At 41.9% G+C, this 13,405-nt stretch carries 14 protein-coding genes; all 14 read left to right on the top strand.

Annotation, left to right across the window (positions count from 1 at the left end; genetic code table 11):
- Positions 1–27 precede the first annotated feature (27 nt).
- The 14 genes from D8848_RS07910 (at position 28) to pflA (ending at position 13,267) form a co-directional block, all read left to right on the top strand.
- Positions 28–939, top strand: coding sequence for a helix-turn-helix domain-containing protein (locus D8848_RS07910; RefSeq protein WP_060627175.1), 912 nt, complete (start codon positions 28–30; stop codon positions 937–939).
- Between the two features lie 446 nt (positions 940–1,385).
- On the top strand, positions 1,386–1,682 hold the full coding sequence (locus D8848_RS07905; RefSeq protein ID WP_000815396.1) for a lactococcin 972 family bacteriocin: 297 nt from the start codon (positions 1,386–1,388) through the stop codon (positions 1,680–1,682).
- 76 nt (positions 1,683–1,758) lie between these two features.
- Positions 1,759–3,789 carry a bacteriocin-associated integral membrane family protein gene (locus tag D8848_RS07900; protein WP_185756873.1) on the top strand — a complete coding sequence of 677 codons (2,031 nt, stop codon included), beginning with the start codon at positions 1,759–1,761 and terminating at the stop codon, positions 3,787–3,789.
- A 1-nt stretch (position 3,790) separates the two neighbouring features.
- Positions 3,791–4,432, top strand: a complete 642-nt coding sequence (locus D8848_RS07895; protein ID WP_000565528.1) for an ABC transporter ATP-binding protein — start codon at positions 3,791–3,793, stop codon at positions 4,430–4,432.
- Complete coding sequence (locus D8848_RS07890) at positions 4,425–4,733, top strand: hypothetical protein (RefSeq protein WP_000333261.1); 309 nt, start codon at positions 4,425–4,427, stop codon at positions 4,731–4,733. Before D8848_RS07895 ends, D8848_RS07890 begins: the two co-directional genes overlap by 8 nt.
- Before the next feature lie 130 nt (positions 4,734–4,863).
- Entirely contained in the window at positions 4,864–5,736 is an 873-nt protein-coding gene (gene rsmA, locus D8848_RS07885; protein ID WP_125393148.1) for a 16S rRNA (adenine(1518)-N(6)/adenine(1519)-N(6))-dimethyltransferase RsmA, read from the top strand.
- A gap of 1 nt (position 5,737) precedes the next feature.
- Positions 5,738–6,616: a ribosome small subunit-dependent GTPase A gene (gene rsgA / locus D8848_RS07880; RefSeq protein WP_125443419.1), complete on the top strand. Its 879-nt coding sequence runs from the start codon at positions 5,738–5,740 to the stop codon at positions 6,614–6,616.
- A 10-nt stretch (positions 6,617–6,626) separates the two neighbouring features.
- Entirely contained in the window at positions 6,627–7,283 is a 657-nt protein-coding gene (gene rpe / locus D8848_RS07875; protein WP_084872210.1) for a ribulose-phosphate 3-epimerase, read from the top strand.
- Positions 7,246–7,908 carry a thiamine diphosphokinase gene (locus D8848_RS07870; protein WP_125443418.1) on the top strand — a complete coding sequence of 221 codons (663 nt, stop codon included), beginning with the start codon at positions 7,246–7,248 and terminating at the stop codon, positions 7,906–7,908. The genes rpe and D8848_RS07870 overlap by 38 nt, the downstream gene beginning before the upstream one ends.
- 1 nt (position 7,909) lies before the next feature.
- A complete protein-coding gene (locus D8848_RS07865; protein ID WP_049502256.1) occupies positions 7,910–9,166 on the top strand; it encodes a DNA recombination protein RmuC in 1,257 nt (418 codons plus the stop codon).
- Positions 9,156–10,097: a 3'-5' exoribonuclease YhaM family protein gene (locus tag D8848_RS07860; protein ID WP_125443417.1), complete on the top strand. Its 942-nt coding sequence runs from the start codon at positions 9,156–9,158 to the stop codon at positions 10,095–10,097. The genes D8848_RS07865 and D8848_RS07860 overlap by 11 nt, the downstream gene beginning before the upstream one ends.
- A gap of 105 nt (positions 10,098–10,202) precedes the next feature.
- A complete protein-coding gene (gene purR, locus D8848_RS07855) occupies positions 10,203–11,030 on the top strand; it encodes a pur operon repressor (protein ID WP_023943469.1) in 828 nt (275 codons plus the stop codon).
- 66 nt (positions 11,031–11,096) lie between these two features.
- The gene (locus D8848_RS07850; RefSeq protein ID WP_125443416.1) at positions 11,097–12,347 is read left to right on the top strand and encodes a diaminopimelate decarboxylase; all 1,251 of its coding nucleotides are present in this window, start codon (positions 11,097–11,099) and stop codon (positions 12,345–12,347) included.
- A gap of 125 nt (positions 12,348–12,472) precedes the next feature.
- Positions 12,473–13,267, top strand: coding sequence for a pyruvate formate-lyase-activating protein (gene pflA / locus D8848_RS07845; protein WP_125443415.1), 795 nt, complete (start codon positions 12,473–12,475; stop codon positions 13,265–13,267).
- The last annotated feature ends 138 nt before the right edge of the window (positions 13,268–13,405 follow it).

Genomic DNA, 13,405 nt, shown 5'->3' with positions numbered 1-13,405 from the left:
CGAAGCAGGTAGAAGAGGAGGCGTCTAATGTTAATTGGTCAAAAAATTAAAGAGATTCGGATAGAAAAAGGAATTAGTCGTCCAGATTTTTGTGGAGATGAGCAAGAACTGACAGTTCGTCAACTGTCGCGAATTGAAAGTGGAGCTTCGCAACCGAGTTTGCCCAAGTTAGACTATATTGCTCGCCGGTTAGGAGTTCCAGCTTATAGCCTTATGCCGGATTTTTCAGCTCTTCCTTCTGCTTATTTAGAATTGAAATACCAGATTTTACGTGAACCAATCTATGGTAAAGAAGAGGAGTATGATAAGAAGGAAGCGTGTTTGGAAGAGATAGAGGATTTATTTTATGAGCAACTTCCTAATGAGGAAAAAATATGGTTTGAAGCTACTAGAGCAACGATAGATGTTATTCGAAGCGGACGACCAGAATATGGGGAAACCGTACTGGACGATTATTTTAAAATAATTTATGATAAGGAATTGTTTTTGATAAATGAATTAGAAGTTATCAACTTATATTTTGCTATAGTGCTTACAAAGATAAAACAAGGTCAAAATCAGATTGAAGAAATTAACAGAATTCATTCGTTTTTAGTTCGTTTGACAAATCATGTAGAATTAATTGCACCAGAATATCTGTTTGCTTTAAGTAACACTTTGTTTTCGGGTCTAGCCTGTTTGGATAATTTGTCGTCTTATGATTCACTCGAAGCTTATATCTTTAGCCTTAATCATATAATGGAAAAAACACAAGATTTTCAGAAGAAACCAATTATATTAATGTTGGAGTGGAAATTATCTCTAATAATAAACAATGATTATGTTTCTGCCGAACAGTTCTATCAGAAATCGAAGCTATTTGCTGATATAATAGAAAATTCTTATTTAGTTACTATGTTGGAGAAACAATGGCAAGAAGATTTAAAAAAATATTTATAAACATAGTGAATCAGTGACAAAAATGTCCTTGTTCTAGTATTGAAATAGTTCTAAAGTTCGTCTTTAGGACTGTTTTTTATATATAAGCTAAAAATGACACGAAATGGTTCTATTTTAAGGACATTGATGCCCTTTGAGTTTATTTAAGAATAATTTATAATTAATAAAAATGTGAAAGGAGATTACAGTATGAACTTTTTTAGTTTATTTTATTTAGTTACTTGGTGGTTTAAATAAAATTTAGTTATGTCTACTTAGTCTCAAAAAATTTATTCATAACATATAATAAATACAACTTGATAGACTAAATTAGAAAAATAAGGAGAGGATACCATGAGGTGTTGCTTTGAAAAGGTCTATGATCCATGACTTAGTTTTACTTGAATAGAAAATGGACAATATATAATAAATATTTATGATAAAATAAAAAATAGAGGAGTATCAATATGAAACAAACAGTTAAAAAATTAGCCCTTGTAGCGAGCATTGCAGCAACATTAGGTGGAAGTGTAGCAGTAGTATCGGCCGCGGTTAAGTATCCAGATGGTGGTGTCTGGACGTATGGTTCAGGTGACGGAGGTGCTTACTCAAACTACTATCACTCTTCAGAATATCATAGCTCAACAGTTGTTAGTAGAAAAACTGGTTCATCTGATAAGGGATATGCTGGTGCTGGAGGGACTTCTCGTGCATGGATTCGTACTTCTTGGGGAGAGAAAGTTGCATTCTACTATAATGTTTAGAATGGTATAGCCCTATTGTTTAGCTTTACTTGGTCACCTTCTCACTAAGTGACCAAGTAACTTTTTGGAGGAAATGATGAAACGTTTATTTATTTTGATTTCAATGGTATTGGTATCGCTTTATATGGTGATAACTTCCGTTGACCATCGAGAAGAGATTTTATTTGGTAACTATCCTTCTGTTGATGTGACAGGAATGGTGATAAATCAACCAGTAGCTAGTCGCGAAGAGGTGACAGAGGCTTTGAGTCACTTGGCGGTAGAGCATAATAGTCTCATCGCCCGTCGGATTGTTGAGCCAAATGAAGCTGGAGAAACACGCTTTATCTATGCCACTTATGGTGAGGGAGAGCTTCCAGAAGGTCTGACCATTTCCTCCAAGGAGAGTTCAGAAACGAGTGATTTATTAGGGTCTTACTTGATTGTGTCAGGAAGTTTGGATGGAGTGAGTTTACAGACCACCTTGAAAGAACTTGGTTATCAAGGCTTTGTTTCGAATGGAGAAGATCCATTTTCGATAGTCTTATTATTGGCGGCCACCCCTATGGGGCTACTGAGTCTAGCTATTTTTCTGCTGACCTTTATGAGTCTGACCCTGATTTATCGGATCAAGTCCCTTCGTCAAGCAGGGATTCGCTTAATAGCTGGTGAGAGCTTGTTTGGGGTGGCTCTCAGACCAGTGTTAGAAGATGTGAGACAGCTTATCTGCTCAGTGCTGGTATCCAGTCTTTTGGGATTGGGGATTCTCTGGTATCAAGGTGCCTTGTTTATGGCAACGGTACAACTGGTCATCATTGGTCTTTTGCTTTATGGATTGGCCTTGGTAGGGATTTCTACCTTATTAAGTATCGTGTATCTACTTGGTTTACAAGAAAATAGTCTGGTGGATCTATTGAAAGGGAAACTCCCTCTCAAACGTATGATGACATTGATGATGGTGGGGCAACTCTTGGCCGTGCTGGTGGTCGGCTCGAGTGCGACTGCTCTCCTACCCCACTACCGTGAAATGCAGGAAATGGAGAGAGCTAGCGATAAATGGAGCCAGTCCTCAGACCGTTACCGTCTATCCTTTGGTTGGTCTAGTGCATTTGCCGATGAAGAAGGAATGCGTAAGGATAATCGTGAGTGGCAGACATTTACTGAAGAACGGTTAGCCAATACAGACTCTTTTTATATTATGAGCAATGTTGACAATTTCTCAGATGGAGCAGAAGTGGACCTAGATGGCAATCGTCTCAATGACTACACACCGTCAGGGAATGTCATCTATGTCTCACCGCGCTATCTGATAGAAGAAAAGATTACCGTTTCTTCAGAGTTTATGGATAAGATGCAAAACTTGTCTGAGGGAGAGTTTGGGCTGATCTTGCCTGAGAGCTTGCGAGAGCAGTCTGCCTACTATCAAGGATTATTTACAGATTACCTGCAAAACTTTTCATCTGAAAGTGTAGAAGTGACGAGTCAGAAACACTACCTCCCACAGGTAACGCTAGCTTTTACAGAAACAGGACAGGAACGCTTCCTCTATAACGATGGGTACAAGACGACACGCCAGTACCTAAAAGATCCGATTATTGTAGTTTTAACGCCGCAAGCGACTGGAACAAGACCTGTTGCAGGGATGTTATGGGGAACTACGGCTAATAGTGCCTTGAAATTAGATCAATATCAAGACAGCATCACAGCTCTAAAAGAGCAAGGTCTGTATCACAAGGTCTCTTATTTGGTAAAAAGCCAGCTATTTTTTGCCAAGGTACTAAATAACAAACGGATGGAGTTCTACTCTCTCCTTATTGGGACTATTTTGACTCTATCTACGGCTATCTTGTTATTTGATTCCATGAATCTTCTCTATTTTGAGCAGTTTAGACGGGAGATCATGATTAAACGTCTTTCTGGTATGACAATCTATGAGCTTCATGGCAAGTACTTACTGGCGCAAGGAGGAGTTCTCTTACTTGGGCTAATCCTATCTAGTGTTTTGACAGGAGATAGCTTGATTAGCGCTCTAGTTGTAGCTTTGTTTACGCTTAACGCTCTGTTGATTTTAGTTAGACAGGATAAAAAAGAAGAAGCTGGTAGCATGGCAGTATTGAAAGGAAAATAAGATGATTGATATTCAAGGATTGGAAAAGAAGTTTAATGACCGCGCGATTTTCTCTGGTTTAAACCTCAAGCTGGAGAAGGGCAAGGTTTATGCCTTAATCGGTAAGAGTGGAAGCGGAAAGACGACTCTGCTGAATATCTTAGGTAAACTAGAAAAGATAGATGGAGGAAGGGTTCTCTATCAGGGGAAAGATTTAAAAACCATTCCCACTCGTGAGTATTTTCGAGACCAGATGGGCTATCTCTTTCAAAATTTTGGCCTCTTAGAAAACCAATCAATCAAAGAGAATTTGGATTTGGGCTTTGTTGGTCAGAAAATCTCAAAAGTAGAACGTTTGGAAAGGCAAGTGGAGGCTTTAGAAAAAGTTAATCTAGGGTATTTGGATCTAGAACAAAAAATTTATACCTTATCTGGGGGAGAGGCTCAACGAGTTGCCCTTGCGAAGACTATTTTGAAAAATCCACCCTTGATTTTGGCAGATGAACCAACAGCAGCTCTTGATCCTGAAAATTCAGAGGAGGTTATGAATCTCTTGGTGGGCTTGAAAGATGAAAATCGAATTATCATCATTGCGACCCATAATCCCCTAGTCTGGAATAAGGCCGATGAAATCATTGATATGAGGGAGCTTGCTCATGTGTGAAAAAATCCGTATTCGCAGGGTATCTGATTATCCTAGTGCCAGAGGTGGTTTAGAAGATATTCTCATCATGGAAAATATGACCAATCATCTCCTTTTGGTTCAAATCCGAGTGAATGGCTATTTGCTTGATTTTGCTAGTATTGAAGGGCAAAGGCAAAAGCATTATCGTTTGAAAAATTTACCTCAAACGGTTGAACTGACAGTGGACGACGTGGAGGAGGATGTAGATTTGACCCTACCTGAAAATCGAAGTTATAAAGAAGCTGATTTTTTCGAACGGATGTTTCGAGAGAACCGCTAAGTCCACCTTTAAAGATTTTCAAGACTATCTTTCTTCATGAGAGAAGATAGTTTTTTGGTATGATTTTCACCCCCAAAATACAAGGGGAATGTGTTACAATAGTAGTAACAGATAATAGAAAAGAGAATAGATGAGAATTGCAGATTATAGCGTGACCAAGGCAGTGCTGGAGCGTCACGGTTTTACCTTTAAAAAGTCCTTCGGGCAAAATTTCTTGACGGATACCAATATTCTTCAAAAAATCGTGGATACGGCTGAGATTGATGACCAGGTTAATGTCATCGAAATCGGGCCAGGGATTGGTGCCTTGACGGAGTTTTTGGCTGAGCGTGCAGCTCAAGTTATGGCCTTTGAGATCGACCACCGTTTGGTGCCGATTTTGGCAGATACCTTGCGTGATTTTGATAATGTGACCGTGGTCAACGAGGACATTCTTAAAGTTGATTTGGCGCAACATATCCAGAATTTTAAAAATCCTGACCTGCCAATCAAGGTAGTGGCTAATTTGCCTTACTACATCACGACGCCTATTCTCATGCACTTAATCGAGAGTGGGATTCCTTTTAGTGAGTTTGTTGTTATGATGCAGAAAGAAGTGGCGGACCGCATTTCAGCCCAGCCGAATACCAAGGCTTATGGTAGCTTGTCGATTGCGGTGCAGTACTACATGACTGCCAAGGTTGCCTTTATCGTGCCTCGGACTGTCTTTGTGCCAGCGCCAAACGTGGACTCAGCCATTTTGAAAATGGTGCGTCGTCCAGAGCCAGCCGTAGCAGTAGAAGATGAGAACTTCTTCTTTAAGGTTTCCAAGGCTAGTTTTACTCATCGCCGCAAGACCTTGTGGAATAACTTGACAGGTTACTTTGGCAAGACTGAAGAGGTCAAGGACAAGCTGACCAAGGCTTTGGACCAAGCAGGTTTGTCACCAAGTGTGCGTGGGGAAGCTCTCAGCTTGGAAGAGTTTGCCAGCCTAGCAGATGCGCTTAAAGGACAAGGACTCTAAGATGCAGGGACAAATTATTAAAGCCTTGGCTGGGTTCTACTATGTGGAAAGTGATGGCCAGGTTTATCAGACGCGCGCGCGTGGAAATTTCCGTAAAAAAGGCCATACTCCTTACGTTGGGGATTGGGTAGATTTCTCTGCGGAGGAAAATTCAGAGGGCTATATTCTCAAGATTCACGAACGGAAAAATAGTCTGGTCCGTCCGCCCATTGTCAATATCGACCAAGCTGTAGTAATCATGTCCGTCAAGGAACCTGAATTTAACAGCAATTTGCTGGATCGGTTCTTGGTTCTCTTGGAGCACAAGGGCATTCATCCCATCGTTTATATTTCTAAAATGGATTTGTTGGAAGATAGAGGCGAACTGGATTTTTACCAACAAACCTATGGTGACATCGGCTATGACTTTGTGACCAGTAAAGAGGAACTCCTGCCCTTGTTAACAGGCAAGGTTACAGTCTTTATGGGGCAGACAGGTGTTGGAAAATCAACCCTTCTCAATAAAATCGCACCAGACCTCAATCTTGAAACAGGAGAAATCTCAGACAGTCTGGGTCGCGGGCGCCATACCACTCGAGCTGTTAGTTTTTACAACCTTAATGGGGGTAAAATCGCAGATACACCAGGTTTTTCATCGCTGGATTATGAAGTAACAACGGCTGAAGACCTCAATCAGGCCTTCCCAGAGATTGCTACTGTTAGCCGAGATTGTAAGTTCCGTACTTGTACCCATACCCATGAGCCGTCCTGTGCAGTGAAGCCAGCAGTGGAAGAAGGGACTATTGCCAGCTTCCGTTTTGACAACTACCTGCAATTCCTCAGTGAAATTGAAAATCGTAGAGAAACCTACAAAAAAGTCAGCAAAAAAATTCCAAAATAAGGAGAAACCTATGTCTCAATACAAGATTGCTCCGTCAATTCTGGCAGCAGATTATGCCAACTTTGAACGTGAAATCAAACGCTTAGAAGCAACTGGGGCAGAATATGCCCATATCGATATCATGGATGGGCACTTTGTGCCACAAATCAGTTTTGGTGCAGGTGTGGTCGAAGCTCTTCGCCCTCATAGTAAGATGGTCTTTGACTGCCACTTGATGGTAGCTAATCCAGAGCATCATCTGGAAGACTTTGCGCGTGCGGGAGCAGATATCATCAGCATCCATGCGGAAGCAACGCCTCATATTCATGGTGCCCTCCAAAAAATTCGTTCACTTGGTGTCAAGCCATCTGTTGTTATCAATCCTGGTACGCCTGTTGAGGCGATTAAGCACGTACTTCACCTAGTTGACCAAGTCTTAGTCATGACAGTTAACCCTGGCTTCGGTGGGCAAGCTTTTCTACCTGAAACCATGGATAAGGTTCGTGAGTTGGTTGCACTTCGTAAGGAAAAAGGTTTGAACTTTGAAATCGAAGTGGATGGTGGGATTGATGATAAAACGATTGCTCAAGCTAAAGAAGCTGGTGCGACCGTTTTTGTAGCAGGTTCCTATGTCTTTAAGGGAGATGTCAATGAGCGAGTACAAACTCTCAGAAAACAACTGGACTAGGGTTGCCGTTTTTGCAGGAGGAGACCGCGGTCACTACCGGACAGACTTTGATTGCTTTGTCGGTGTGGATCGAGGCTCGCTTTGGGTCTTGGAAGAAAACTTTCCTCTCGCTCTAGCGGTTGGAGATTTTGATTCTGTCACTGCAGAAGAGCGTCAGTTGATTCAAAAACGTGCCCAGCATTTTGTTCAAGCCCGACCAGAAAAGGATGATACAGATCTGGAATTGGCTCTCGTGACTATTTTTGAGAAAAATCCTCAGGCTCAGGTTACTATTTTCGGTGCTTTGGGTGGCCGTATTGATCACATGCTGGCCAATGTCTTTTTGCCTAGCAATCCCAAGTTGGTACCTTATATGCGCCAGATAGCGATTGAGGATGGGCAAAATTTGATTGCCTATTGTCCAGAAGGGACCAGTCAGCTACAGCCTCGTTCAGACTACGACTATCTAGCCTTTATGCCAGTTCGGGATAGCCAGCTTACCATTCTCGGAGCCAAGTATGAGTTGACAGAGGAAAATTTTTTCTTTAAAAAAGTGTACGCTTCTAACGAATATATAGATAGGGAAGTGTCGGTGACTTGCCCAGATGGCTATGTAGTCGTGCTGCATAGCAAGGACAGGAGGTAGGATGGAAAGTTTACTTGTTCTATTATTGATTGCCAACCTAGCTGGTATCTTTCTGATTTGGCAAAGGCAGGATAAGCAGGAAAAACATCTAAGTAAGATCTTGGAGGATCAGGCAGATCACTTGTCAGACCAGTTGGATTACCGCTTTGAACAAGCAAGACAAGCCAGCCAGTTAGATCAAAAAGATTTGGAAGTGTCTGTCAGTGACCGTTTGCAAGAAGTGAGAATTGAATTGCACCAAGGTCTGACTCAGGTTCGTCAAGAAATGACAGATAATCTCCTCCAAACCAGAGACAAGACTGACCAACGTCTCCAAGCCTTGCAGGAATCAAATGAGCAACGCTTGGAACAAATGCGCCAAACAGTCGAGGAAAAACTAGAAAAGACCTTACAGACACGCTTGCAGGCTTCCTTTGAGACAGTTTCCAAACAACTGGAGTCGGTCAATCGTGGCCTTGGAGAAATGCAGACAGTTGCCCGTGATGTCGGCGCCCTTAACAAGGTTCTCTCTGGAACCAAAACGCGAGGGATTCTTGGAGAATTGCAACTGGGGCAAATCATCGAAGACATCATGACCCCTGCCCAGTATGAACGAGAATATGCAACGGTTGAAAACTCTAGTGAACGAGTGGAGTACGCCATCAAGTTACCCGGACAAGGCGATCAGGAATACGTCTACCTACCAATTGACTCTAAGTTTCCACTGGCAGATTATTACCGCCTAGAAGAAGCATATGAAGCAGGTGACAAGGGTGAGATTGAACGCTGTCGTAAGTCGCTCCTAGCCAGCGTCAAACGCTTTGCCAAGGATATCAGGAACAAGTACATAGCACCGCCTCGAACGACCAATTTTGGAGTTTTGTTTGTGCCAACAGAAGGTCTCTACTCAGAAATCGTCCGCAATCCGGTCTTCTTTGATGACTTGAGACGGGAGGAGCAGATTATTGTCGCAGGTCCAAGTACCCTATCAGCCCTTCTTAACTCCCTATCAGTTGGCTTCAAAACTCTAAATATCCAAAAGAGTGCCGACCATATCAGTAAGACTCTTGCCAGTGTTAAGACCGAGTTTGGTAAGTTTGGTGGCATTCTGGTCAAGGCACAAAAACACCTCCAACATGCCTCTGGCAATATTGATGAATTATTAAACCGTCGTACCACAGCTATCGAGCGGACGCTCCGTCACATTGAGTTGTCAGAAGGTGAGCCTGCGCTTGATCTACTCCATTTCCAAGAAAATGAGGAAGAATATGAAGATTAGTCACATGAAAAAAGACGAGCTGTTTGAAGGCTTTTACCTAATCAAATCAGCTGACCTGAGACAAACTCGCGCTGGGAAAAACTACCTAGCTTTTACCTTCCAAGATGATAGTGGCGAGATTGAAGGGAAACTCTGGGATGCCCAACCTCATAACGTTGAGGCCTTTACAGCAGGCAAGGTTGTCCACATGAAAGGACGCCGAGAAGTTTATAACAACACTCCACAGGTCAATCAAATTACTCTCCGCCTGCCTCAACCTGGCGAACCCAATGATCCAGCTGATTTCAAGGTCAAGTCGCCAGTTGATGTCAAGGAAATCCGTGACTACATGTCGCAAATGATTTTTAAAATTGAAAATCCTGTTTGGCAACGGATTGTCCGAAAGCTCTACACCAAGTATGATAAGGAATTTTACTCTTATCCAGCAGCCAAGACCAACCATCATGCCTTTGAAACGGGTTTGGCCTATCATACGGCGACCATGGTGCGTTTGGCAGATGCCATTAGCGAAATCTATCCTCAACTCAATAAGAATCTGCTCTATGCGGGTATTATGCTACATGACTTGGCTAAAGTCATCGAGTTGACGGGACCAGACCAGACTGAGTACACAGTGCGAGGTAATCTTCTTGGACATATCGCTCTGATTGATAGTGAAATTACCAAGACAGTTATGGAACTCGGCATTGATGATACCAAGGAAGAAGTCGTTCTGCTTCGTCACGTCATCCTCAGTCATCACGGCTTGCTTGAGTATGGAAGTCCAGTCCGTCCACGCATTATGGAAGCAGAGATTATCCATATGATTGACAATCTGGATGCAAGCATGATGATGATGTCAACTGCTCTTGCTTTGGTGGATAAAGGAGAGATGACCAATAAAATCTTCGCTATGGACAATCGTTCCTTCTATAAACCAGATTTAGATTAATAATTTAAGAAAAATGAGCATTTTTTAGGATAAGAATGTTCGTTTTTTTATGTGAATATGGTATAATAGATAAAATATCAAAATTAAATGAAGTGGGAAATAGAAATGAAATTAAGAAGAAGTGATCGGATGGTTGTCATTTCCAACTATTTGATTAATAATCCTTATAAACTAACTAGTCTCAATACTTTTGCTGAAAAGTATGAATCTGCTAAATCATCCATCTCAGAAGATATCGTGATTATCAAACGAGCCTTTGAGGAAATCGAAATTGGTCACATCCAGACTGTAACTGGGGCTGGCGGAGGTGTTATCTTTACACCGTCTATTTCGAGTCAGGATGCTAAGGAAATGGTTGAAGACTTGCGTGCCAAGTTGTCAGAAAGTGACCGTATCTTGCCAGGTGGCTATATCTACCTGTCTGATTTGCTTAGCACACCAGCTATCTTGAAAAATATTGGTCGCATTATTGCCAAGAGCTTTATGGACCAAAAAATTGATGCGGTTATGACAGTAGCGACTAAGGGTGTTCCACTTGCAAATGCAGTTGCCAATGTCCTCAATGTTCCTTTTGTTATTGTGCGCCGTGACCTGAAAATTACCGAAGGTTCAACTGTCAGCGTCAACTATGTATCCGGTTCAAGTGGTGACCGCATTGAGAAAATGTTCCTTTCAAAACGTAGTCTCAAGGCAGGTAGCCGTGTCTTGATTGTGGATGACTTCTTGAAAGGTGGTGGAACTGTCAATGGGATGATCAGTCTCTTGCGTGAGTTTGATTCAGAATTGGCTGGTGTAGCGGTCTTTGCGGATAATGCTCAAGAAGAACGCGAAAAGCAGTTTGACTACAAGTCACTCTTGAAGGTAACCAATATTGATGTCAAGAACCAAGCCATCGATGTTGAGGTTGGCAATATCTTTGACGAAGATAAATAAGAGATAGAACTAAAGGTTGGAACGATAGTCCCAGCCTTTCTTTGCAAATAGAATAGAAGGAAGCTTATGAAAACACCATTTATCAATAAAGAAGATTTAGAAAAGATTGTTGCCGAGTTCCCGACTCCCTTTCACTTGTATGATGAGAAGGGAATTCGTGAGAAGGCAAGAGCCGTCAATCAAGCCTTTTCGTGGAACAAGGGCTTTAAGGAATATTTTGCAGTTAAGGCTACTCCAACACCAGCTATTTTGAAAATTCTCCAAGAGGAAGGCTGTGGTGTGGACTGCTCTAGTTATGTGGAGCTTTTGATGAGCCATAAACTGGATTTTCCAGGTTCTGAGATCATGTTCTCTTCAAACAACACGCCAGATAAGGAATATGCCTATGCGCGTGAATTGGGTGCAACCATTAACTTGGATGCATTTGAAGATATTGAACATCTAGAGCGTGCAGCAGGGATTCCAGAAATCATCTCTTGTCGTTACAATCCTGGAGGCGTTTTTGAGCTAGGAACAGACATTATGGACAATCCTGGAGAAGCCAAGTTTGGCATGACCAAGGACCAGCTCTTTGAAGCTTTTGCCATCTTGAAGGAAAAAGGAGCCAAGACTTTTGGGATTCACTCCTTCCTAGCGTCCAATACCGTGACCCATCTCTATTATCCAGAGTTGGCGCGTCAGCTTTTTGAATTGGCTGTTGAAATCAAGGAAAAGTTGGGTATTTCGCTAGACTTTATCAATCTTTCTGGCGGTATTGGTGTTAACTATCGTCCTGAGCAGGAGCCAAATGATATTGCTTTGATTGGTGAGGGGGTTCGTAAGGTTTATGAAGAGGTCCTTACGCCAGCAGGTCTTGGTCAGATCAATATTTTCACCGAATTGGGTCGCTTTATGCTCGCCCCTCACGGTGCTTTGATCACAAGAGTCACTCATAAGAAGGAAACCTACCGTACCTATCTAGGTGTGGATGCATCAGCAGTCAACCTCATGCGTCCAGCTATGTACGGAGCTTACCATCATATTACTAACGTGACCCATCCAGATGGACCAGCTGAAGTCGTAGATGTGGTTGGTTCACTCTGTGAAAACAATGATAAATTTGCAGTGAATCGCGAACTGCCTCATACAGAAATCGGTGATTTGCTGGTAATTCATGATACAGGTGCACACGGTTTTTCAATGGGCTACCAGTACAATGCCAAACTTCGTTCTGCGGAAATCCTCTATACCGAAGAAGGTAAAGCCCGTCAAATCCGCCGTGCAGAGCGCCCTGAGGACTACTTTGCAACCTTGTATGGCTTTGATTTTGAAGAATAAAATGATAAGTAATTGAAAATGAAATTGAAAAACAGATTGCTTTCTAAAAAATAGGCAAAAATCTTGTTTTTCTTTCAAGTCATGATATAATAAAACTATAAAACGTTTTCAAGGAAGGTAACGATATGTCTGAAGAAACAATTGATTATGGACAAGTGACAGGAATGGTGCATTCGACAGAAAGCTTTGGGTCAGTAGATGGGCCTGGTATTCGCTTTATTGTCTTTTTGCAGGGCTGTCACATGCGTTGCCAGTATTGCCACAACCCTGACACTTGGGCTATGGAGTCCAATAAGTCACGTGAACGGACGGTAGATGATGTCTTGACAGAAGCCTTGCGCTACCGCGGTTTCTGGGGAAATAAGGGTGGGATTACAGTCAGTGGAGGAGAAGCCCTCTTGCAGATTGATTTCCTGATTGCCCTCTTTACCAAGGCCAAAGAACACGGAATCCACTGTACCTTGGATACCTGTGCCCTTCCTTTCCGTAATAAACCACGTTACCTTGAGAAGTTTGACAAACTCATGGCTGTCACTGACTTGGTCCTCTTGGATATCAAGGAAATCAACGAAGAACAGCACAAGTTTGTCACTAGTCAAACCAATAAAAATATCTTGGCTTGTGCCCAGTATCTATCAGATATTGGAAAACCTGTCTGGATTCGCCACGTGCTAGTTCCAGGATTGACAGACAGAGATGATGACTTGATTGAACTTGGTAAATTCGTCAAGACCCTTAAAAATGTGGATAAGTTTGAAATTCTACCTTATCACACCATGGGAGAATTCAAATGGCGTGAATTGGGAATTCCTTATTCCCTCGAAGGGGTTAAACCACCAACAGCAGACCGCGTCAAGAACGCTAAAAAACTCATGGATACCGAAAGTTACCAAGACTATATGAAACGTGTACATGGATAAAAAAGAAGCCTGATGGAAACATCGGGCTTTTAAATTTACACAAATATAGATAGTTAAATGAAACAAAATTTTAAATCTTTTTTACTCTCTAAATTCTGAAAAAAATCCGAAAAAGAATGTGTAAGATATAGTTACTTT

Source organism: Streptococcus mitis (assembly GCF_003942775.1).
Lineage (GTDB): Bacteria > Bacillota > Bacilli > Lactobacillales > Streptococcaceae > Streptococcus > Streptococcus mitis_CN.
The sequence above is the reverse complement of the archived record's forward strand: the minus strand, read 5'-3'. Positions and strand labels throughout refer to the sequence as shown.

What these genes read in the sequence shown, in the direction of transcription:
- D8848_RS07910 (WP_060627175.1), top strand. Translation starts at nt 28, where the DNA reads ATGTTAATTGGTCAAAAAATTAAAGAGATTCGGATAGAAAAAGGAATT.
- pflA (WP_125443415.1), top strand. Translation starts at nt 12,473, where the DNA reads ATGTCTGAAGAAACAATTGATTATGGACAAGTGACAGGAATGGTGCAT.
- D8848_RS07900 (WP_185756873.1), top strand. Translation starts at nt 1,759, where the DNA reads ATGAAACGTTTATTTATTTTGATTTCAATGGTATTGGTATCGCTTTAT.
- D8848_RS07870 (WP_125443418.1), top strand. Translation starts at nt 7,246, where the DNA reads ATGAGCGAGTACAAACTCTCAGAAAACAACTGGACTAGGGTTGCCGTT.
- D8848_RS07865 (WP_049502256.1), top strand. Translation starts at nt 7,910, where the DNA reads ATGGAAAGTTTACTTGTTCTATTATTGATTGCCAACCTAGCTGGTATC.
- rsgA (WP_125443419.1), top strand. Translation starts at nt 5,738, where the DNA reads ATGCAGGGACAAATTATTAAAGCCTTGGCTGGGTTCTACTATGTGGAA.
- D8848_RS07890 (WP_000333261.1), top strand. Translation starts at nt 4,425, where the DNA reads ATGTGTGAAAAAATCCGTATTCGCAGGGTATCTGATTATCCTAGTGCC.
- D8848_RS07850 (WP_125443416.1), top strand. Translation starts at nt 11,097, where the DNA reads ATGAAAACACCATTTATCAATAAAGAAGATTTAGAAAAGATTGTTGCC.
- D8848_RS07860 (WP_125443417.1), top strand. Translation starts at nt 9,156, where the DNA reads ATGAAGATTAGTCACATGAAAAAAGACGAGCTGTTTGAAGGCTTTTAC.
- D8848_RS07895 (WP_000565528.1), top strand. Translation starts at nt 3,791, where the DNA reads ATGATTGATATTCAAGGATTGGAAAAGAAGTTTAATGACCGCGCGATT.
- D8848_RS07905 (WP_000815396.1), top strand. Translation starts at nt 1,386, where the DNA reads ATGAAACAAACAGTTAAAAAATTAGCCCTTGTAGCGAGCATTGCAGCA.
- rsmA (WP_125393148.1), top strand. Translation starts at nt 4,864, where the DNA reads ATGAGAATTGCAGATTATAGCGTGACCAAGGCAGTGCTGGAGCGTCAC.
- purR (WP_023943469.1), top strand. Translation starts at nt 10,203, where the DNA reads ATGAAATTAAGAAGAAGTGATCGGATGGTTGTCATTTCCAACTATTTG.
- rpe (WP_084872210.1), top strand. Translation starts at nt 6,627, where the DNA reads ATGTCTCAATACAAGATTGCTCCGTCAATTCTGGCAGCAGATTATGCC.